The 19946-nt window shown below is 72.2% G+C and carries 17 protein-coding genes; 10 read left to right on the forward strand and 7 right to left on the reverse strand.

Annotation, left to right across the window (positions count from 1 at the left end):
• Nucleotides 1–28 precede the first annotated feature (28 nt).
• The 4 genes from galE to EV140_RS11445 all read left to right on the forward strand — a co-directional run bounded on the left by galE (nt 29) and on the right by EV140_RS11445 (nt 5887).
• A complete protein-coding gene (gene galE / locus EV140_RS11430; RefSeq protein ID WP_130284051.1) occupies nt 29–991 on the forward strand; it encodes a UDP-glucose 4-epimerase GalE in 963 nt (320 codons plus the stop codon).
• Between the two features lie 177 nt (nt 992–1168).
• Nucleotides 1169–1486: a WhiB family transcriptional regulator gene (locus tag EV140_RS11435; protein ID WP_130284053.1), complete on the forward strand. Its 318-nt coding sequence runs from the start codon at nt 1169–1171 to the stop codon at nt 1484–1486.
• A gap of 62 nt (nt 1487–1548) precedes the next feature.
• Nucleotides 1549–4404 (forward strand): glycosyltransferase, encoded by a 2856-nt coding sequence (locus EV140_RS11440; RefSeq protein ID WP_130284055.1) that lies wholly within the window; start codon nt 1549–1551, stop codon nt 4402–4404.
• Nucleotides 4397–5887: a DUF5719 family protein gene (locus EV140_RS11445; protein WP_130284057.1), complete on the forward strand. Its 1491-nt coding sequence runs from the start codon at nt 4397–4399 to the stop codon at nt 5885–5887. Before EV140_RS11440 ends, EV140_RS11445 begins: the two co-directional genes overlap by 8 nt.
• Before the next feature lie 34 nt (nt 5888–5921).
• Here EV140_RS11445 and EV140_RS11450 read toward each other — a convergent pair whose 3' ends face one another.
• Complete coding sequence (locus EV140_RS11450; RefSeq protein ID WP_231923931.1) at nt 5922–6416, reverse strand: metallopeptidase family protein; 495 nt, start codon at nt 6414–6416, stop codon at nt 5922–5924.
• 49 nt (nt 6417–6465) lie between these two features.
• Between EV140_RS11450 and EV140_RS11455 the strand changes: the two genes are divergently transcribed.
• The 3 genes from EV140_RS11455 to ahcY all read left to right on the forward strand — a co-directional run bounded on the left by EV140_RS11455 (nt 6466) and on the right by ahcY (nt 10189).
• Nucleotides 6466–6678, forward strand: coding sequence for a DUF3499 family protein (locus tag EV140_RS11455; protein ID WP_096423627.1), 213 nt, complete (start codon nt 6466–6468; stop codon nt 6676–6678).
• Between the two features lie 73 nt (nt 6679–6751).
• Entirely contained in the window at nt 6752–8188 is a 1437-nt protein-coding gene (locus EV140_RS11460; RefSeq protein WP_130284059.1) for a phosphomannomutase/phosphoglucomutase, read from the forward strand.
• A 465-nt stretch (nt 8189–8653) separates the two neighbouring features.
• Nucleotides 8654–10189 carry an adenosylhomocysteinase gene (gene ahcY, locus EV140_RS11465; RefSeq protein WP_130284061.1) on the forward strand — a complete coding sequence of 512 codons (1536 nt, stop codon included), beginning with the start codon at nt 8654–8656 and terminating at the stop codon, nt 10187–10189.
• Nucleotides 10190–10215: 26 nt separating this feature from the next.
• On the opposite strand, the gene EV140_RS11470 is transcribed toward ahcY, so the two are convergent.
• Nucleotides 10216–11073: an RDD family protein gene (locus EV140_RS11470; protein ID WP_130284063.1), complete on the reverse strand. Its 858-nt coding sequence runs from the start codon at nt 11071–11073 to the stop codon at nt 10216–10218.
• A 16-nt stretch (nt 11074–11089) separates the two neighbouring features.
• Here EV140_RS11470 and EV140_RS11475 point away from each other — a divergent pair, with 16 nt between their 5' ends.
• The 3 genes from EV140_RS11475 to EV140_RS11485 all read left to right on the forward strand — a co-directional run bounded on the left by EV140_RS11475 (nt 11090) and on the right by EV140_RS11485 (nt 14111).
• Nucleotides 11090–12085: a stage II sporulation protein M gene (locus EV140_RS11475; RefSeq protein ID WP_130284065.1), complete on the forward strand. Its 996-nt coding sequence runs from the start codon at nt 11090–11092 to the stop codon at nt 12083–12085.
• Between the two features lie 89 nt (nt 12086–12174).
• A complete protein-coding gene (locus tag EV140_RS11480) occupies nt 12175–12600 on the forward strand; it encodes a Fur family transcriptional regulator (protein WP_130284067.1) in 426 nt (141 codons plus the stop codon).
• 14 nt (nt 12601–12614) lie between these two features.
• Nucleotides 12615–14111 (forward strand): catalase, encoded by a 1497-nt coding sequence (locus EV140_RS11485; protein ID WP_130284069.1) that lies wholly within the window; start codon nt 12615–12617, stop codon nt 14109–14111.
• A gap of 434 nt (nt 14112–14545) precedes the next feature.
• Here EV140_RS11485 and EV140_RS11490 read toward each other — a convergent pair whose 3' ends face one another.
• From EV140_RS11490 to EV140_RS11510, 5 genes are read right to left on the reverse strand one after another with little or no spacing between them, the layout of a single operon-like run.
• Nucleotides 14546–15889, reverse strand: a complete 1344-nt coding sequence (locus tag EV140_RS11490; protein WP_130284071.1) for a DUF58 domain-containing protein — start codon at nt 15887–15889, stop codon at nt 14546–14548.
• A gap of 19 nt (nt 15890–15908) precedes the next feature.
• Nucleotides 15909–16865 carry an AAA family ATPase gene (locus EV140_RS11495; RefSeq protein WP_130284073.1) on the reverse strand — a complete coding sequence of 319 codons (957 nt, stop codon included), beginning with the start codon at nt 16863–16865 and terminating at the stop codon, nt 15909–15911.
• Nucleotides 16862–18061 (reverse strand): DUF4350 domain-containing protein, encoded by a 1200-nt coding sequence (locus EV140_RS11500; RefSeq protein WP_130284075.1) that lies wholly within the window; start codon nt 18059–18061, stop codon nt 16862–16864. Before EV140_RS11500 ends, EV140_RS11495 begins: the two co-directional genes overlap by 4 nt.
• Nucleotides 18058–18726 (reverse strand): DUF4129 domain-containing protein, encoded by a 669-nt coding sequence (locus EV140_RS11505; RefSeq protein WP_130284077.1) that lies wholly within the window; start codon nt 18724–18726, stop codon nt 18058–18060. Before EV140_RS11505 ends, EV140_RS11500 begins: the two co-directional genes overlap by 4 nt.
• A complete protein-coding gene (locus EV140_RS11510) occupies nt 18723–19943 on the reverse strand; it encodes a DUF7847 domain-containing protein (protein WP_130284079.1) in 1221 nt (406 codons plus the stop codon). Before EV140_RS11510 ends, EV140_RS11505 begins: the two co-directional genes overlap by 4 nt.
• Nucleotides 19944–19946: the final 3 nt, after the last annotated feature.

The raw sequence follows: 19946 nt of genomic DNA on the forward strand, positions 1-19946 counted from the left end.
CGCCACCCGCACCGGTAGCGTTGACCCCATGACCTGGCTCGTCACCGGAGGCGCCGGCTACATTGGTGCCCACGTCGTCCGCGCGCTCCTCGACGACGGGCTCGGCGCCGTCGTCCTCGACGACCTGTCGAGCGGCCACGCCGCCTTTGTGCCAGAGGGCGTCCCGTTTATCGAGGCGAGCATCCTGGACCGCGCCGCCGTCGATCGCGCGATCGGCGAGAACGGGGTGACCGGGGTCATCCACGTCGCCGGGTTCAAGTACGCCGGCGTGAGCGTCGAGCGGCCGCTGCACACCTACGAGCAGAACGTGACGGGGATGGTCACGCTGCTCGAGTCGATGCAGGCCCACGGGGTCGACGCGTGCGTGTTCTCGTCGTCGGCGGCCGTCTACGGCGACGTCGATGTCGAGCTCGTCGTCGAAGAGACCCCGAAGGCCCCCGCGTCGCCGTACGGAGAGTCGAAGCTCATCGGCGAGTGGCTGCTCGCCGACCAGGGCGACGCCGCCGGCCTGCGGCACACGAGCCTGCGGTACTTCAACGTGGTCGGCTCGGGCGATGTGAGCCTGCGCGACACGAGCCCGCACAACCTCTTTCCGCTCGTGTTCGACGCCCTCGTCGAGGGTCGCACCCCGCGCATCAACGGCGACGATTACCCGACGCCCGACGGCACGTGCGTGCGCGACTACATCCACGTGTCCGACCTCGCGCTCGCCCACGTTGCCGCGGCCCGCAGGCTCGAGCGCGGCGAGAGCATCGAGCCTGCCTACAACCTCGGCTCGGGCGACGGAGTCTCGGTGCGCCAGATCATGGATGCGATGGCGCGCGTCACCGGCATCGCCTTCGACCCCGAGGTGGCTCCGCGCCGCCCCGGCGACCCCGCGCGCATCGTCGCCAGCGGCGAGCGCGCTTCTCGCGACCTCGACTGGCGGATGCGCCACACGCTGGATGACATGGTCGCCTCCGCGTGGGCGGCCCGTCGGGCCGCGCAATAGCCCGCGGCACCCTCGCGTCGCCGCACATCGACGTAGGCACACATTCCGGCGCGTCGCAACCCTCGATAACGGGTTCACCCTTTTACGATTCGCGACTTGACGCGAGGGAACTACACGAGTGTAATTAGGGGCATCCCGCCGCACCGGGGGTCGTGACGGGGGAGGGGAGCACCACTGATGAGCGAATACCGCAACACCGTACCGGCCGATTGGTACGTAGACCCGGTTCGACTGGGAGTGCCCGGCGTTCGCCGCACGAGTGCCATCGACGATGATGCCGAACTCGCGTGGCAGACAGACGCACTGTGCGCCCAGACTGATCCCGAAGCGTTTTTTCCCGAGAAGGGTGGGTCAACACGCGACGCGAAGAAGATCTGCACCTCGTGCGAGGTGCGTACCGAGTGCCTCGAGTACGCGCTGAAGAACGACGAGCGGTTCGGCATCTGGGGCGGCCTGAGCGAGCGCGAGCGTCGCAAGCTGCGTCGCCGCGCCTGACAAAGGCTGCCGCCCCGCGTGTGGCGACCGGTGACGGTCGCCGCCGCGCCTAGGCTCCTTCTGTGCAGCCCCGCGTAACAGCAGTGCTCGTCGTCCGCCGCGGCGGCGACGCACTCGACCACACGCTCACGGCGCTCACCCACCAGACCCGCCGAGCCGACCAGCTCGTCATCGTCGACGCCGCCGACGACGCGGCCGTCACCGCCCAGCTCGCCGACGCCGCCCCCACCCACTACGTGACCGCCCCGAACGCCTCGGCCGGATTCGGGCAGCTCGTCATGGCGGGAACCGACCAGGTTCCCCTCGCCGAGCAGACGACGTCGCCGTACGGCGGCGTCGACGAGTGGTTCTGGATGCTCCGCCACGACACCGCACCCGACCTGCGGGCGCTCGAGAGGCTGCTGGGCGCCGTCGAGGTGGCCCCGTCGGTGGCGGTCGCCGGTCCCAAGGTGATGGACGGCGAGCATCCGACCACCATCCGCGAGTTCGGTGAGACGCTGACGCGAACCGGCTCCTCGGTGGCGCTCGCCGAGCGCGAGCTCGACCAGGCGCAGCACGACCGCACGAGCGACGTGCTGGCGGTCGGCGAGGCCGGCATTCTCGTGCGCCGCACGGTCTGGCGCGACGTCGGCGGCTTCGACCCCGCGCTCGCCCACGTCGACACGGCGCTCGACCTGTGCGTGCGCATCCGCCTCGCCGGCCACCGCGTGGTCGGGGTGCCGATGGCGCGCGTGTTCGCCCACGAGTCGAGCGCCGAGTTCAGCAAACCCGGTCGCGTCCCGCGTGTCAGCGCCCGCACCGCCGCCCGCTGGCGCCGCACCGCTCAGCTGCACCGCCGGCTCGTCTACGCCCCGGTCGCCGCCGTGCCGCTGCACTGGCTGAGCCTGGTGCCGCTCGCGCTCGCCCGCTCGATCGGGCACCTGCTCGCGAAGCGTCCGACGCTCGTGCTGGGCGAGCTCCTGGCTGCGCTCGCCGTCGCGTTCTCGGGCCCGGCCGTCCCTCGCGCTCGCCGCCGTCTCGCGCGGGCCCGCGAGGTCGGCTGGGCCGCTATCGAGCCGTTGCGCCTCGATCCGCGCGAGGTGCGTCGCCGTCGGGCGATCGCCCGGGATGCTCGCCTCGGCCAGGCAGAGATGTCGCGCATCGATCGCCCCGATTTCGCCCCCGGCGGCGTCGCAGCTGTTGCCGGTGCCGCGATCGTCGGGCTGGTGGCGACGGCGCCGCTGCTCGGGGCCGCCGCCCTCGGCGGCGGAACGCTCGCGCCGCTCGCCACCGACATCGGCGCCCTCGCGGACGGCGTACGGGTGACGACGGAGGGCGCGGCCGACCCCTTCGCGTTCGTGCTGGCGGCGCTCGCCGCGCTCACGGCGTGGCAGCCGTCGCTCGCGCTGGTGGTGCTGTGGGCGGTCGCTCTGCCGCTCGCGGCACTGGGCGCATGGTGGGCTGCCGCCCCGCTCGTGAAGCGGCCCGGCCCCGCCGCGGCGGTGGCTGTACTGTGGGCCGCTGCTCCCGCGCTGGCCGTGGCGCTCACCGAGGCCCGGCTATCGGCGCTCATCGTGCATCTCGTCCTGCCGTGGCTGGTGGCCGCCGCCGTGCGCCTCCCCTCCTCGTGGAGCGCGACCGCCGTCACCGGGCTACTCACCGCCGTGCTGGTCGCCGCGGCGCCGAGCATCGCCCCGGCCCTCGCGCTCGTGTGGGTCGCTGCCATGGTGGTGCGCCCGCGCACGATCGGTCGCCTGCTCACGCTCGCCGTGCCCGTCGGCGTTCTCGCCGCGCCGTTGATCGCCGATCGCGTGCTGCGGGGCGAGCTGCTCGCGCTGCTCACCGACCCAGGGCTTGCCGCCGCCCCCGGCCCGGCGTCGCCGACCGGCATCCTGCTGGGGTGGCCCGACCTCGCGCCCGTGCTCGGCCCGCTCGCGACCTTCCTGCCCGCCGACCCGTCCCCGCTACTCATTGCCCTGGTCGTGGGCATTCCGGTCGTGGCGATCCCGGTGCTCGGCCTGCTCGCGCCGGCGCTTCCCAACGGGATGCGCGCCCTCGCGCCCCTCGGCCTCGCTGCGCTCGGCCTCGTCACCGCGATCGTCGCGTCGGGCATCGCCCTCACCACCGCCGACGGCCGGGCCGTAGGGCTCGACGTGGGGCCAGCGGTCAGCCTGTACTGGTTCGGGCTGGTGCTCGCCGCCGGCATCGGCCTCGACCGCCTGGGTCGCGCCGGCGCGATTCCCGGGATCGTCGCCGTGACCGGTGCGACGGCGATCGCGGTTCCGGCCCTCGCCGCCGTGCTGCTCGGTTCCGCCGCGGTCGCCCCGCTGGCGGAGCCGCGCACGCTACCGGCGCTGGTCGCCGCCGACGCGAGCGACGACCCCCGCCTGGGCACCCTCGTGTTCACCCCGCGCCAGGAGGGACTCGCCGCCCGCATCGACCGGGGTGCGGGCCCCACACTGATCGACCAGCGCACGATCCGCCGCGCCGACGACGCCGAACTGCAGGCCCTCGCCACCCTCGCCGGCAACCTCGCCGCGCCGAGCGGCCGGGCGCTCGAGCGCGACCTCGATAGCCGCGACGTGCGCTACGTGCTGCTGCGAGCATCCAGTGCCGTGATTGAGGGCGACGACGGAGCCGACGAGCGTGCGTACCGCATCGGCGACGTGGCCGCCGCGCTCGACGCGACGCCCGTGCTCGTGCCCGTCGGCGACACTGATGCCGGGCGGCTCTGGCGGGTCGCGGCAGACGACGACGACCGCGCGGCAGGGCCTGAGCCACACCCGCTCGCCGGAACCGTCCTCGCTGTGCAGCTCGGAGTGCTGGCGTTGACGGTCCTGCTGGCCGTGCCCACGAGCATCCGTCCGCGTCGCGAGCGCAGTGCCGACGGCACGATCGACGACCCGGCCGCCACCTTCGACGAGGACACCGATGACTGACGCGCGCCGCATCGCACTCGCCTCGGGGCGGGCCGGGCTCAGCCTGCTCGCCGCCGGGGCGGCCGTCGCGCTCGGGGCGGCGGCGCTACTCGTGCCGGGCCCGACCGTCACCCCCGACGTTGTCGCCATTACCGTGACGCCCGACCGTTCCGACCAGACGCTCGCCTGCCCGGGCGGCGTGTTCGGGCTCACGCCGGGCGACAATCCCCAGCTCACCGTGGCCGCCATGCCGCGCCTCGTGACCGCCGGCACCGGCGCGACCGTCGCCGCGCTCGACGGCAGCGACGCGCTGCCGAGCGAACTGCCCGCCGAGACGCCGCTCGTCGCGGCCGACCCGCCCGCCGCGGTCACCCTGCCCGTCTCCGCCCCCGACGAGCTCGTCGCCGCCGTCGACAGCGTGAGCGTGCGCACCCCCGACATCTTCGGCTTCGCGGCGGCCGAATGCGCGCCCGCGAGCCGCACCGGGTGGCTCGTGGGCGGCGACACCACCGTCGGGCGCACCACATGGGTTGCCGTGGCGAACCCCGGGCCCATCGACGCCACCATCGACCTGGCGCTCTACGGCGCGGGCGGCGCGATCACGGCCCCCGGCACCACGGGAATCATCGTGCCGAGCGGCTTCCAGCGCGTCGTCGCGCTCGGCGGACTCGCCGTCGACCAAACGTCGCCGATCGTCAGCGTCACGGCCCGCGCGGGCTCGGTCACCGCGACACTGCAGACGAGCACCGTGCGCGGGCTCGAGCCCGGCGGGCTGTCTGTCGTCACCGCCGCCGAGACCGCCGCCACGCGGCTCGTGATCCCCGGCGTGCCGATCATCGACCCCGACCGCGTGCAGGAGCGCGCCACGGCCGTCGGGCCTGACCTGCTGCCCACCCTGCGACTGCTTGCCCCGGGCGAGGACGGGGCCGACGTGACGGTGCGCCTCGTTCGCGCGGGCGCCGTCGATGCCGAGCCCGAAGCATCCATCATTCCGCCGATCATCGCGGTGCTCGAGGGCGGAACGGTGCTCGACCTGCCGCTGCCCGAACTGCCCGCCGGCGACTGGGCGTTCCTCGTCGACGCCAGCGCGCCCGTCGTCGCGGGAGTGCGGGTGAGCGTCGTCGACGCCGACCCCGACGTGCTACCCGGGCCGGTCGGGGGCGTTGCGCCGTCGATCGATCAGCACTGGATCTCCGCCTCCCCGCTTCTCCCCGACGGCATCACCGCGCTCGGCACGGTCGGCGACCTCGCCGGCACGACAGCGCGGCTGCACCTCGCCGCGCCCGCCGACGGCGCCACCGTCGACCTCGACGGGCGCCTCATCGAGGTGCCCGCCGGCGGGGCCGTGAGCCTGCCCGTCGCGGGCAGTACGCCGCTGCGCATCACGATCGCCGGCGGCGACGTGAGCGCATCCGTCAGCTATCGGGGGGATGCGGCGATCGCGACCACGCGCATCCTCGCCCCGCGGGCGGCCACGCCGCCGCTCGTCATCCTGCCGCAGTAGCGCGTCTGTCCGCGCCGCCGCCGGCCCGTGGCGTTTACCAGTGGCGGAAGCGGTCGGGGGCGAGATCCCACGGGTCCTTGCCGATCAGTTCGCCGACCGCGCGGAACACGCAGTTCTCGATCATCATGCGGCGGTGCCAGTCGTCGTCACGGTGCAGGCGGCTCATGCGCTCGATCGGGATGCGGAAGAGAATCACCCGCTGCTGCGCGGGGATCGAGCGCCACCGCGCCACGCCGTTCACCCCCGGCGGCTGCTCGGGCATCGGCATGACGTCGATGCGCAGGCCCGACAGCTCGGTCGGCCACTCGTCGACCAGATACTCGGCCGTCGCCCGCACCGTCTGCTCGAACAGGTCGCGGCGGGTGTGCACGGGCCGCAGCTGGGCGCCCGGCAGCTGCGAGCGACCGGCCTTGCCGTGGCGGGCGCGGCGGCGGCCCTGCGCGGCGCGGCCGGCAGGAGCGCCGCCGTTGGGAGTTCCGCCCGTGGCGGATGGACCCGACAGCGGGTCGCCGGCGCGCGAGGAGGGCATGCCGCCAGCGTACCCGCGCATGTCCGAGCCCCGCCGTATGCTGAACCCGATGACCTCCCGGCAGTGCAGCAAAGTGGCGTGCAACAACGCCGCCATCTCGACGCTGACGTACGACTACGCCGACTCGATGGCCGTGCTCGGGCCGCTCGCGCAGCGCCGCGAACCGCACACCTATGACCTGTGCGAGAAGCACTCGCAGCGGTTGTCGGCACCGCAGGGCTGGCACATCGTGCGGTACTCGGCGCTCGGCGAGGTCGGCTGAGAGCCTCAACCCCGGGCCCGCCCGGTCCAACATTGATCGGCCGCGCCCGGGCCCGAGTCGCTAGCGTAGAGGCGTGCAGACCACCCCTGACCTTTCGGCATTCATCAAGGCCTACGACGTGCGCGGTCTCGTCGGCTCGCAACTCACCGACGAGGTCGTCGAGGCGCTCGGCGCCGCCTTCGTCGACGAGCTGAGCGCCGCCGGGCAGCGCATCGCCGTCGGCCACGACATGCGTGACTCGTCGCCCGGCTTCACGGAGGCGTTCGCGCGCGGCGCCGTCGCCCGAGGAGCCCACGTCGAAAACCTGGGGCTGTGCTCGACCGACGAGACGTACTTCGTCTCGGGCCGCGACGGCATCGCCGCCGCCATGTTCACCGCCAGCCACAACCCCGCCACGTACAACGGCATCAAGTTCTGCCGCGCCGGCGCGCAGGGTGTGAGCCTCGACACGGGGCTTGCGGGCATTCGCGACCGGGCCCAGGCGTACCTCGACGCCGGAGGGGTCGAGGCGTTGCCCGCCGACCGCCTCGGATCGCTCACAACACGGGACGTGCTGGCCGACTACGCCGCATACCTGCGCGAGCTCGTTGATCTGTCCACCGTACGACCGTTGACGATCGTCGTCGATGCCGGAAACGGCATGGGCGGCATGACCGTGCCCGCAGTGCTCGGCACGGGAGCGGGGCTTCCTGCGTTGCCGCTCACGATCATCCCGCTGTATTTCGAGCTCGACGGAACCTTCCCCAACCACGAGGCGAACCCGCTCGTGCCGGCGAACCTCGTCGACCTGCAAAAGGCTGTCGTCAAACACGGCGCCCACCTCGGGCTCGCCTTCGACGGCGACGCCGACCGCTGCTTCGTCGTCGACGAGCTCGGGCAGCCGGTGACGCCGAGCGCGGTGGCCGCGATCGTCGCGCGCCGGGAGGTCGAACGCGTGCGCGCCGCAGGGGAGGCCGGGCCCATCTCGGTGGTGCACAACCTCATCACGTCGCGCATCGTGCCCGAGACGATCGAGGCGGTCGGTGCCGAGGCGGTGCGCACCCGCGTCGGGCACTCGCTCATCAAGGACGTCATGCACGAGACCGGCGCGATCTTCGGCGGCGAGCACTCGGCGCACTACTACTTCCGCGACTTCTGGGGTGCCGACAACGGCATGCTCGCCGCGCTGCACCTCATCGCCCAGTTCGGGGTCTACGACGGGCCGCTGTCGCGCCTCGCTGCCGAGTACACGCCGTACGCGGCGAGCGGCGAAATCAACTCGGTGGTCGACGACGTGCCCGCGGCGTACACCCGCATCGTCGACGCGTTCACCGGCCGGGCCGAGATCGACGACCTCGACGGGCTGACCTTCACCGGCACGTTCGACGGCGGGCCGGCTGGCGCGGGCTGGTACTGGTTCAACGTGCGCCCGTCGAACACCGAACCGCTCCTTCGCCTGAACGCCGAGGGGTCGACGCAGCCCATCATGGAGGCGATCCGCGACGAGGTGCTCACGCTGATCCGCGCCTAGGCTGCGCGGGGTCTGCGCGGGCGCGGACGCGCCTGCCGCGCGCTCCCCCGCGACGTGCGCGCTGCCGCCTATCCTTCCGTTCCCGCGCGTCCCCATGCCTGCGGTCGCCGAGGCAAGGGTTTGCGTCGAAACAAGGGTTCGCGCGGCCTTGTCTCGGCGCGAACCGTTGTTTCGACGCAGTCCCGGCCCTGCGACCGGGTCGCTTGCTGTCAGGATCGGCGCACACGGCGTGCGCGTGTGCGCAACTCGAGCCGGTGTGCGCGTGCACGAGTTGCGCGAACCCGCGCGACGTCACGTTCCGCGTCCCGCGCGGCAGGATCGACTATGCGGCACTCTGCGCACAGGGCGACAGTCTGTTCTGCCGCTTGGCGCCCAAACTGACGCGCGGGGGCGTCGTCCGTCACGCGCCGTCACGCGGGATGCACGCCCAGCGCATCCGGGGAAATCTCCTGCGAGAATGTGGGCATGGCTTCCGACACCGCCGCGCCCGCGCCGACCGCGCCCGCGCGCCCCGCCGACCTCGGCCCGCTCGCCACCGTCACCACCCGCAACGGCCTCGACTTCGCCGTGCGCGACCTTGCCCTCGCCGAGGCGGGGCGCCACCAGATCCGCCTCGCCGAGCACGAGATGCCCGGACTCATGGCCCTGCGCGACGAGTTCGGCCCCACCCAGCCGCTGGCCGGTGCCCGCATCGCCGGCAGCCTGCACATGACCGTGCAGACGGCGGTGCTCATCGAGACCCTCGTCGCCCTCGGCGCCGACGTGCGCTGGGCGAGTTGCAACATCTTCTCGACGCAGGACGAGGCGGCCGCCGCCGTCGTGGTCGGGCCCCACGGCACCGTTGACGCACCCCAGGGCGCGCCCGTCTTCGCCTGGAAGGGCGAGACGCTCACCGAGTACTGGTGGGCGACGCAGCAGATCTTCGACTTCGGCGTCGACGCCGAGGGCAACCCCGTCGGTCCGACCCTCATCCTCGACGACGGAGGCGACGCGACCCTGCTCGTGCACAAGGGCCGCGAGTTCGAGCTCGCGGGCGCCGTCCCCGACGCGCAGCCGGGCGACAGCGCCGAGTGGCGCGTGATTGTGGAGGCGCTGCGCGCATCCCTCGCCGTCGACCCGACCCGCTGGACCCGCACGGCCGAATCCATCATCGGCGTCACCGAAGAGACCACGACCGGCGTGCACCGGCTGTACGAGCTGCACCGCGACGGGCAGCTGCTCTTCCCCGCGATCAACGTCAACGACTCGGTCACGAAGTCGAAGTTCGACAACAAGTACGGCATCCGCCACTCGCTGCCGGACGGCCTCAACCGTGCCACCGACGTGCTGATCGGCGGCAAGACCGTCTTCGTCTGCGGCTACGGCGACGTCGGAAAGGGCAGCGCGGATGCTCTGCGCGGCCAGGGCGCGCGCGTCATCGTCTCCGAGATCGACCCGATCACGGCCCTCCAGGCCGCGATGGACGGCTACCAGGTGGCGAGGCTCGACGACGTGATCGGCGAGATCGACATCCTCGTCACCGCGACCGGCAACGAGGGCGTCGTCACCGTCGAGCACCTGCAGAGCCTCAAGCACCTCGCGATCGTCGCCAACGTCGGCCACTTCGACAACGAGATCGACATGGCGGGGCTCGAATCGCTCCCCGGCGCCGAGCGGGTCGAGATCAAGCCGCAGGTGCACGAGTGGCGGCTGCCGAACGGGCGCTCGATCCTCGTGTTGAGCGAGGGGCGCCTCATGAACCTCGGCAACGCCACCGGGCATCCGTCGTTCGTCATGAGCGCGTCGTTCACGAACCAGGTGCTCGCGCAACTCGAGCTGCACACCAAGATCGCCGAGTACCCGGTAGGCGTGTACGTGCTGCCGAAGCTGCTCGACGAGAAGGTCGCGCGCCTGCACCTCGACGCGCTGGGCGTGAAGTTGACGCGCCTGAGCGACCGCCAGGCGCAGTACATCGGCGTGGACCCTGATGGGCCGTACAAGGTCGATCACTACCGCTACTAGTCGGCACGTCCTGCGGCGCGGTCGCTCTACCCGCGGTCGGGGAACCCGTGCGGCAGCGCGCCGAGCGTCGGCGCGAGGTCGTCGAGGCGGGCGCGCTCCAGCTCGAGCGCCCGGGCCTCCCGCTCGCGGCGCAGCACCGCGACTCCCGCCAGCAGTAGCTCGGGCTCAACGCTCGGCAGTGGCGAGACGAACGGCGCAGCCTCGGTCGCGAGCGCCGCGGCCAGCCGCTGCCGGGTGGCGGGCGTGTGCCCGTCGGCCTGGCGCAGGAACTGGGCGATGCGCCGCGACAGCGAGTCGGGTATGCGCGCGACGTCGGCCGTGACCGCCCACTCGCTGAGCTCGACGGGCACGCCGAACTCGGCGGGCTCGTGTTTCGGCACCCGCTCGTACTGGCTGTATGTCCCGGCCACCAGGTCGCCCAGCCGCTTGGCGCGCGCGTTCACCAGCCCCACGACGATGGCGAGCCCGCCGCCGGTGAACACGATCTCGAACAACCCCACGAGCGACCGGATGAACGCGTGCCGGAATCCGATCGCCCCACCGTCATCGCGCACGATGCGGGAACCGAGCGCCCAGCGTCCGAGCGACTTGCCCTGCGTCGCGCTTTCGACGACGGCGGGCACGAGCACGAGGCCGACGAACGCGCAAGCGATTCCGAGCGCGGGGTACAGGGCGTCGGGCAGGCCGCTCCCTGCGGCCAGCACAAGGGCAGCCCAGACGAGCCCGACGGTGGCGAGCACGTACACGAGGTAGTCGATGATCGCGCCGGCGGCCCGCAGGATCACGTTCGTCGCCCGCAGCTCAAGCGCCACGGCCTCACCCGTGAGCAGCTCGCGCTCGTCGTCGTGCCGGCTGAGACTCTGGGTTCCCGCCGCGGTCGACATGCCATCATCTAAACAGATGGATCTCGACGCCTACTCACACGCCCACGACGCCGAATGGCGCCGGCTCGACGAGCTGTCGCGCCAGCGCCGCTTCGATGGGCGCGACGCCGACGAGTTGATCGACGGCTACCAGGCGGGCGCGACCCAGCTGTCGCAGATCACGACTGCTGCCGGTCAGGCCCCGCAGGCCGCACGCCTCAGCGTCCTGCTGTCGCGCGCCCGGCTGCGCTTCACGGGCGCCGCGGCCGACCCCGTCGCCCAGTTCTCGCACTACGCGACGCGAGCGGTGCCGGCGGCGCTGTACGGCATCCGCTATCTGAGCCTCGCCGTGATGGCGATCTTCGTCGCCATCGCCGCCGCCTACGCGGTATGGGTCGCGACGAACCCCGACGTGGTGGCGGCGATCGGCGACTACGAGCAGCTGCGGGTCTACGCCGAGCAAGAGTTCGTCGACTACTACCGCGAGTCGAGCGAGGGCGTCTTCGCCACCCAGGTCTTCACGAACAACGCGTGGATCGCCGCGCAGTGCGTCGCGTTCGGCATTACGGGCTTGTGGCCCGCCTTCGTGCTGTTCCAGAACGCGCAGGGCGTCGGCATCTCGGCCGGCATCATGGCCGAGTTCGACCGCCTCGACGTGTTCTTCCTCTCGATCCTGCCGCACGGCCAGCTCGAGCTGTACGCCGTGTTCGTCGCGTGCGCCGCGGGGCTGCGCATCTTCTGGGCGTGGGTGGCGCCGGGGGCCCGCACGCGCATCCAGGCGCTCGCCGAGGACGGCCGCGCGCTGTTCGCGACGGTCGGCGGGCTCGTCGTCGCGCTGCTCGTGAGCGGCGTCATCGAGGGCGTCGTCACGCGGCAGGAGTGGCCCGACGTGATCCGCATCGGCATCGGCACGGTGGCGCTCGCGTGGTTCTTGTGGGTGCAGTGGGGGCTCGGCCGCCGCGCCGCGCTCGCGGGCGAGACGGGCGACCTCGACCCGATCAGCAGGGGAGCGCGGGTGGTCGTCGCCGACTGATCATCCGTCGTGATCGGGATGCGCGCATCCCGACACGCGAACCGCTCGCTTTTTTGAATCAATCAAATAAAGAGGGTAGGGTGATCACCATGACCCCGACCGCCGAAGGCCGCCTCCGCGCGGCCGGACTGCGCGTCACCGCCGGACGCATTCGCGTGCTCGAGCGGCTCGCCGAGGCACCCCACTCCGACGCCGATACCGTGCACCGCATGGTGACGGCCGCCGGGGGGCACCTCACGCTGCAGGCCGTGCACAACGTGCTCACCGACCTCACCGAGGCGGGGCTCGTTCGGCGCATCGAACCGGCCCGCAGCCCCGCTCGCTACGAGACGCGCATCGGTGACAACCACCACCACGTCGTCTGCACGCGGTGCGGGGCGGTGACCGACATCGACTGCGTTGTGGGGCACGCTCCGTGCCTCATGCCGTCCGAGACGGGTGGCTACGCAATCCAGACGGCCGAGGTCACGTTCTGGGGCTTGTGCCCCGAATGCCGAACGTCACCGATCACCTGAAGGAGAGCATCCGCATGACCGCGAATCACACGACCACCACGAGTGGCGCTCCGGCCCCCAGCGACCAGCAGTCGCGCAGTGCCGGTCGCGACGGAGCCATCGCCCTGACCGACCACTACCTGGTCGAGAAGCTCGCCCAGTTCAACCGCGAGCGGGTGCCCGAGCGCGTCGTGCACGCGAAGGGCGGAGGCGCGTTCGGCGTCTTCGAGACCACGCACGACGTCTCGCAGTACACAAAGGCGGCGCTGTTCCAGCCCGGCGTGACCACCGAGACGCTCGTGCGCTTCAGCTCGGTCGCCGGCGAGCAGGGCAGCCCCGACACGTGGCGCGACCCCCGCGGGTTCGCGATCAAGTTCTACACCTCCGACGGCAACTACGACCTCGTCGGCAACAACACACCCGTCTTCTTCATTCGCGACGGCATCTCGTTCCCCGACTTCATCCGCTCGCAGAAGCGCCTGCCCGGCTCTGGCCTGCGCGACCACAACATGCAGTGGGACTTCTGGACCCTGAAGCCCGAAAGCGCCCACCAGGTGACCTGGCTCATGGGCGACCGGGGCGTCCCGAGCTCGTGGCGCCACATGGACGGCTTCGGCTCGCACACCTTCCAGTGGATCAACGCTGACGGAGAGCGCTTCTGGGTGAAGTATCACTTCCGCACCGCGCAGGGCCACGAGACGCTGACCCAGGCCCAGGCCGACCAGATCGCCGGCGAGGACGCCGACTTCCACCGCCGCGACCTGTTCGACGCGATCGAGCGCGGCGACCACCCCGCCTGGGATCTGTCGGTGCAGGTCATGCCGTACGACGACGCGAAGAGCTACCGCTTCAACCCGTTCGACCTGACAAAGGTGTGGCCGAAGAGCGACTACCCGCTGATTCCGGTGGGCCGCCTGACGCTCAACCGCAACCCCGAGAACTTCTTCGCCGAGATCGAGCAGGCCGCCTTCGCGCCGTCGAACTTCGTGCCCGGCATCGCCGCCAGCCCCGACAAGATGCTGCAGGCCCGCATCTTCAGCTACGCCGACGCGCACCGCTACCGCGTGGGCACGAACCACAACCAGCTGCCGGTGAACGCGCCGAAGAGCCCGGTGGGCCACTACTCGAAGGAAGGCGCGATGGCCTACTCCTTCCCACCCGCCTCGCAGCCGGTGTACGCGCCGAACTCGTTCGGAGGCCCGCACGCCGACGTCGAGCGGTACGGCGACGAGGGCGGCTGGCAGAACGACACCGAGCTCGTGCGCGCGTCGGCGACGCTGCACCCGGAGGACGACGACTTCGGTCAGGCCCGCACCCTCGTCAACCAGGTGATGGATGACGCCCAGCGCGAGCGTCTCGTCGCGAACATTGCGGGTCACGTCTCGAAGGTGACGATCCCCGAACTGCGCGAGCGGGTCATCCAGTACTGGACGAACGTCGACGCCTGGCTCGGCGAGGCGGTCGCGGCGAAGCTCGACCCGATCGTCGAGGCGCAGGACACCCTGGTGCCGGAGCCGACCGCCGCGAAGTAGCGGGGGGCGCATCCGCCCTCACCGCGATTCTGTGGGGTGATGAGCGTCCATCCGTCGGTGCGCGGTTCACCGCGGCCCGGGCCCACCCGCCTCGACCCCGCCGCCAGAGCACGAATGAAGGAACCAGGTTGCTGTGCGCCGGCGTGTCGCACCCGACACGCGGTGGGTCACAGGCCGGGTTCCTTCATTCGTGGAGAGAGGGGGTGCTGGTGGGCATCGGGACGCGCCTCGACGGCTCCTCGGCGGCCCGCGAGCAGTCTGAAGGATTCCTGCCTCCGCTGCCCGGCGTGTTGCGCCCGACACGCGAGGGCTCGGCTCCGCCGTCCTTCATTCGGGCTGGGGAGCTGCTCGGGAGGGGCTGGGGAGCTGACCGGGAGGGGTTGGGGAGCTGACCGGGAGGGGCTGGGGCCGCAGGGCTCGGCCCCTCGCTGGCGTTACAGGCGGCCGGCGGCCTTGTAGGCGAGGTAGCGGTCGGCGACGGCGGGCGGCAGCTCGAGCGGCGGGGCCGAGACGACGTCGCCGCCGAGGCGCTTCACGGCGGCGGCGACCCGTTCGGCGTCGAGCAGCGCCCGTTCGGCGGCCGCAGCCCGGTACACGGCCGGCCGGTCTCCGCGCGAGGCCGCGGCCGTCACGAGCTCGGGGTCGGTGACGGCGGCGACGAGCACGAGGTGGGTGCGGGTCAGCTGGGGCAGCATCGTGAGCAGCGATCGGGTCGCCCCGGGCGATTCAAGCGGCGTCGCCAGCACGACGAGCGAGCGCTGCGCTGTCATCGAGCGCACGAGTGCGGGCACGCTGCTCCAGTCGGTCTCGAGCAGTTCGGGGTCGATGGGCGCCATCGTCTCGGTGAGTTTCGACAGCAGGTCGGCGCCGCGCGCCCCCTGCACGCGCCCGCGCACGCGCCGGTCGTACACGGCGACGTCGACGCGGTCGCCGGCCCGGTCGGCGAGGGCGGCGAGCAGCAGGGTCGACTCGAACGCGGTGTCGAGGCGCGTCTCGTTGGCGATGCGGGCCGCGGCGGTGCGCCCCGAGTCGACGACCATGATGACGCGCCGGTCGCGCTCGGGTCGCCAGGTGCGCACCATGAGGGTCTGGGCGGGGCCCATCGCGCCCGCGCCGCCGGGGTCGCCGCCGCGTCGGGCGGTGGCTCGCCAGTCGATCGAGCGCACGTCGTCGCCGCGCACGTACTCGCGCAGGCTGTCGAACTCGGTGCCCTGGCCGCGCACCATGACGCTCGTGCGACCGTCGAGCTCGCGCAGGCGCGCGAGCCGCGAGGGCAGGTGCTTGCGCGAGGCGAATTCGGGCAGCACGGTGATCGCTCCCGGCAGCTGGATGCTCGCCTGCCGCCCCGCCAGCCGCATCGGCCCGATCGCGCGGATCGTCACCATCGCCGCTCGCCGTTCTCCGCGGCGCCAGGGCGTGAGCGTCGTGCGGACCGCTCGCCGTTCCCCGGCGGGCACGTCGAGGCGCTGCCGCGGTGGGCGGGCACCCGCGGACGGTTCCCAGGCGTCGCGAACGATGCCGCGCATCCGTTTCGTCGTGGGGTTCGTGACGTACAGCACGGCGTCGGCGCTCTCGGTGAGCCGCACACGTTCGGCGGTCGAGCGCTCGAGCCGTGCCGCGCGCGGCGAGGCGGCGAGCACCAGGTCGACGAGGGCGAGCAGCAGGCACAGCGCGAGCCAGCCGAGCAGCGCCCAGCCGGCACCGATGCTCTCGTCAAGCAGCACGACGGGCACGACGCCTGCGGCGACGAGCAGCACGAACCAGCCGGTGACAGCCATGACTAGACCCAGGTCGCCACTAGAGCGGAACCTGCACCTGCTGGACGATCGAGCGCAGGATCGTGTCGGCGGTGACGCCCTCGAGTTCGGCCTCGGGGCGCAGCGCCAGCCGGTGCCGCCAGACGGGCAACAGCATGGCCTGCACGTGGTCGGGCGTGACGCCGTCGGCGCCCGACAGCCACGCCCAGGCCTTGGCTGCGGCGAGCAGCGCGGTGGTGCCGCGGGGGCTGACGCCGAGCTTGACCGACGGGCTCTGGCGCGTGGCGCGGGCGAGGTCGACGATGTAGGCGACGAGGTCGCTGGAGGCGTCAACCTGGCCCACGGCGGCGCGCGCGGCGGCGATGTCGTCGCCCCCGACGACCGCCGTGACGCCCGCGGCCGCGAGGTCTCGCGGGTCGAAGCCGGCGGCGTGCCGGTTCAGCACCTCGATCTCGCTGTCGCGCGGCGGCAGGTCGAGCACGAGCTTCAACAGGAAGCGGTCGAGCTGTGCTTCCGGCAGCGTGTACGTGCCCTCGTACTCGACGGGGTTCTGGGTCGCTGCGACGAGGAACGGCTTCGGCAACAGGTGCGTCTCGCCGTCGACGGTGACCTGACGCTCCTCCATGGCCTCGAGCAGCGACGACTGCGTCTTCGGCGGCGTGCGGTTGATCTCGTCGGCGAGCATGATGTTCGTGAAGACCGGCCCCGGTCGGAACTCGAAGTCGCCGTTTTTCGCGTCGTAGACGACCGAGCCGGTCACGTCGCCCGGCATGAGGTCGGGGGTGAACTGCACGCGCGCGGTCTTCAGGTCGAGCGCAGCGGTGAGGGTGCGCACGAGCAGCGTCTTCGCGACGCCCGGCACGCCTTCCAGCAGTACGTGCCCGCCAGACAGGAGGGCCACAATCAGCCCGCTGACGGCCCCGTCCTGGCCGACGACGGCCTTGCCGACCTCGCCCCGGACGGCGAGGAACTTTTCTCGGAGCGCGGTGTCGGTCATGCGTTCATCCTTTCGGTGCTGGCTGTGTCGTCGCCCTGCGCCACGCGGCGCGCGACGGCCCGTTCGAGGTCGGTCAGCTGGTCGCTCAGGCGCACGAGCTCGGCGTCTGTGGTCGGCTCGGTGTCGACGAGCAGGGCTCGCAATGCGCGTTCGTCGGCGCTGATCGTGGCCGCCGCCGAGGTGATGATGTCGTCGACTCCCGCGCCGGCGCCGAGCGCGAGGGTGCGGGCGATGCGGCGCAGAGTGCCCACGCGGAGGGCGTCGAGTGCCCGCAGGCGGGCGCCGCCACGCGCGTACAGCCTGGCACGACCCTCCATGGTTTCGGTGGTCTTCACGACGACGGGCAGGTTCTCGATGACGACGGGGCCGAGCCTCCTGCCGCGCCAGAAGGCGGCGACCAGCAGCGTGATGGCCGCCAGCCACGCGAGCGGATTCACCCAGCCGGGCGTCAACTCGGCGAGGCTCGCCACGTCGGAATCGGCAGGCCCCGGCGAGTACCAGATCAGTCGGGGATGCTCGCCCGCGAGCCCCAGCGCCAGCGCCGCGTTTCCGCCGCGTTCGATCGCCCCGTTCTCGAGCGCCTCGCCGGCGCCGAGAACGGTGACGGGCGCGCCGTCGACGGTGGTCGTCAGGACAGCCGCGCCCCCGTTCGTGCGGAAGCAGGCGTCGTCGACGTCGGTGTCGTAGACGACGATCGCGTCGCCGTCGACGGAGCCGGCTCGGGTGGCTGCCGCGAGCGCGCATCCATCGCTGTCGATCGGCCCGGAGACGGTGCGGGAGGTCGCGAAGGGAAAATCGAGCGCGTCGAGCGTGTCGACGCCGGGCTCGACGAGCACGAGACGGTCGGCGAGGCCGGTCAGGCCCGCGACCCTGTCGCCGTCGAGAATGCCGCGGCCGTCAGCGACGAGCAGCGTGACCCGCTGGCCGGCGTCTCGCGCGTCAGACAGCGCGGAGTCGACCGCGGCGCGTGTGGTGGCCACGGTCACGTCGATGCCCTGCTCGCCGAGCACGGTGACGAGGGCGCGGCTGCCCGTCGGGGCGGCGGCCGACGTGTCCCAGCGCTCGCTGCCCGTCACGGTGCCGTTCAGTGCCGTCATCAGCACGGCGACCGTGACGCCGACGCCGACGACCCCGACCCAGAACAGGCTGCGCCTGATGGCGCGGCCGGCAGTCGGCGTGACGATCGTGGCGGTCATCGCGCGCGACCCACGGGGGAGGGCGCCGCGGCCAGGGTTTCGTCGAGGCGCGCGACAGTGCGGTACTGCGTTTCGTCGCCGCCGCGCCCGAGGTAGCGCACGCCGTCGAAGGCATCCGCTGCCTCCTCGAGGGCCGCAGCCTGATCGGGGAAGGCGCGCCCCGTCATCGCCGCGAAGCCGTGGGCCGTCGTTCCGGGATGCACACTGACAATCGTGCGCTCATCCAGCGACCGCGCGATCCCCCGGAAGCGGTCGGCGATCGCGGCGGCCCAGTCGCCGCGCGAGGCCGCGGATTCGGCATCCTTGCGCAGTTCGCGGGCGCTTCGCCGGTCGCTCGCACCGAACAACTCATCCGACAGCTGGCTGCGGCGCCGTCGGGCGGGCAGACCGTACACAGCGATAGCGATGGCGACGAGGCTGGCGATGATCAGCAGCACGATGACGAAGCCGAGCCCCGGAGGGCCGGCGACGCCCTGGTCGAACAGCGAGAGAAACCACTCGAGCACCCGCTGCGACAGCAGGTCGAACCAGTTCGGAAGCGCCTCGGCGTACCGCGGGTCAGCGAGCTCGGCGCTGAGCAGCTCGCGGCCCCCGGGCGCGTCCGGTTCCAGCGGCGCGCGCGCGACGACCGCGCCCAGCGGCATCGACGTCGGCGGGGAGATCACGCGGCTGAGGCGGGGAGGGTCTCGCCGCCGAGGCCGCGCATATAGGGGTCGTCGACGGTCCGGCCGGCGGCCGACTGCTCGACCGCCTGCTGCAGGTCGATGTCGAGGCCTTCCGAGCGCATCCGAATGTCGGTGTAGATGAGCGCGACCGCCGAGGTCGTCAGGACGGCGCCGATCGCGCCCACGATGATGGTGACAGCGATGCTCAACAGGTTCGCGCCGATCAGCACGACGATCGCCGAAAGTTCGTCGCCCGCCGGGTTGAACAGCGCACCGCCGAAGGTCGCGGCGATGCTGAAGGGCGCCGATACGACACTCGCCGCGACCTGCACGATGACGGTGAACAGCAGCAGGATGCCGAGGGTGCGCCAGAAGGATCCGCGAATCAGGCGCCATGCTCGGCCGATCGCCGCCCCCAGCGTGAGGCGCTCGATCATGATCGCGGCGGGCACGAGGGCGAGCTTGATCCACAGCCACACGCCGAGGACGGCGAGGCCGAGCCCGCCGAGCACGCCGATCGTCACGCCGACGGCGATGCCCGCGGGGCCGCCGATGACGATCATCAGGGTCACGAGGCCGACGAGGATCACGATGGCGACCGTGAGAGCCATGGACAGCAGGACGGTCCACCCGATCAGAGCGCCCCAGCGGCCCTTGCCGCGGGCGAACAGGTGCTTCAACGTGTTCTTCTCGCCGAGGATCTGGCGTGACACCTCGATCGTAATGAGCCCCTGCAAGAGGGCCTGCGCGACGAGCGCGACGGCGGTGGCGACGACGCCGGCCAGCACGATCAGCCCGAAGGTGCCGGCGACGATGGCATCCGCCTCGCTGTCGCTCGCGCGCTCGAGGCGGTCGAGGCTCACGATGGACAGGCCGAAGACGAGCCCGAACGCCAGAATCGTGACGAGCGCGTTCAGCAGCAGCGCCGCGCCGAACGTGGGCCGCGGGTTGCGCTTCAACACCTGGAACGTCGCACCGAACAGCGTGCCGAAGTCGATCGGCCGAAGCGGAATCAACCCCGGTTTCGGCGGAGGGGCCCACCCTCCCGTTGCTCCGGGCCCGTACGCGGGCGCCGCACTCGGTGAGCCCGGCGCCTCCGGGCCGCTCGGGGCACCTGCGCCGGGGGGCGCGGGAGGAGGCGTCGTCGAGGGGTCACCGCCGGGGGCGCCACCGGGCGGAGCCCAGCCGGGCGAGGTCCAGGAGGAGTCGTTGCTCACAGG

This window comes from Microcella alkaliphila, from assembly GCF_004216855.1.
GTDB lineage: Bacteria > Actinomycetota > Actinomycetes > Actinomycetales > Microbacteriaceae > Microcella > Microcella alkaliphila.

What these genes read in the sequence shown, in the direction of transcription:
- galE (WP_130284051.1), top strand. Translation starts at nt 29, where the DNA reads ATGACCTGGCTCGTCACCGGAGGCGCCGGCTACATTGGTGCCCACGTC.
- EV140_RS11435 (WP_130284053.1), top strand. Translation starts at nt 1,169, where the DNA reads ATGAGCGAATACCGCAACACCGTACCGGCCGATTGGTACGTAGACCCG.
- EV140_RS11445 (WP_130284057.1), top strand. Translation starts at nt 4,397, where the DNA reads ATGACTGACGCGCGCCGCATCGCACTCGCCTCGGGGCGGGCCGGGCTC.
- EV140_RS11450 (WP_231923931.1), bottom strand. Translation starts at nt 6,416, where the DNA reads ATGCCCTCCTCGCGCGCCGGCGACCCGCTGTCGGGTCCATCCGCCACG.
- EV140_RS11455 (WP_096423627.1), top strand. Translation starts at nt 6,466, where the DNA reads ATGACCTCCCGGCAGTGCAGCAAAGTGGCGTGCAACAACGCCGCCATC.
- ahcY (WP_130284061.1), top strand. Translation starts at nt 8,654, where the DNA reads ATGGCTTCCGACACCGCCGCGCCCGCGCCGACCGCGCCCGCGCGCCCC.
- EV140_RS11470 (WP_130284063.1), bottom strand. Translation starts at nt 11,073, where the DNA reads ATGTCGACCGCGGCGGGAACCCAGAGTCTCAGCCGGCACGACGACGAG.
- EV140_RS11475 (WP_130284065.1), top strand. Translation starts at nt 11,090, where the DNA reads ATGGATCTCGACGCCTACTCACACGCCCACGACGCCGAATGGCGCCGG.
- EV140_RS11480 (WP_130284067.1), top strand. Translation starts at nt 12,175, where the DNA reads ATGACCCCGACCGCCGAAGGCCGCCTCCGCGCGGCCGGACTGCGCGTC.
- EV140_RS11485 (WP_130284069.1), top strand. Translation starts at nt 12,615, where the DNA reads ATGACCGCGAATCACACGACCACCACGAGTGGCGCTCCGGCCCCCAGC.
- EV140_RS11490 (WP_130284071.1), bottom strand. Translation starts at nt 15,889, where the DNA reads ATGGCTGTCACCGGCTGGTTCGTGCTGCTCGTCGCCGCAGGCGTCGTG.
- EV140_RS11495 (WP_130284073.1), bottom strand. Translation starts at nt 16,865, where the DNA reads ATGACCGACACCGCGCTCCGAGAAAAGTTCCTCGCCGTCCGGGGCGAG.
- EV140_RS11500 (WP_130284075.1), bottom strand. Translation starts at nt 18,061, where the DNA reads ATGACCGCCACGATCGTCACGCCGACTGCCGGCCGCGCCATCAGGCGC.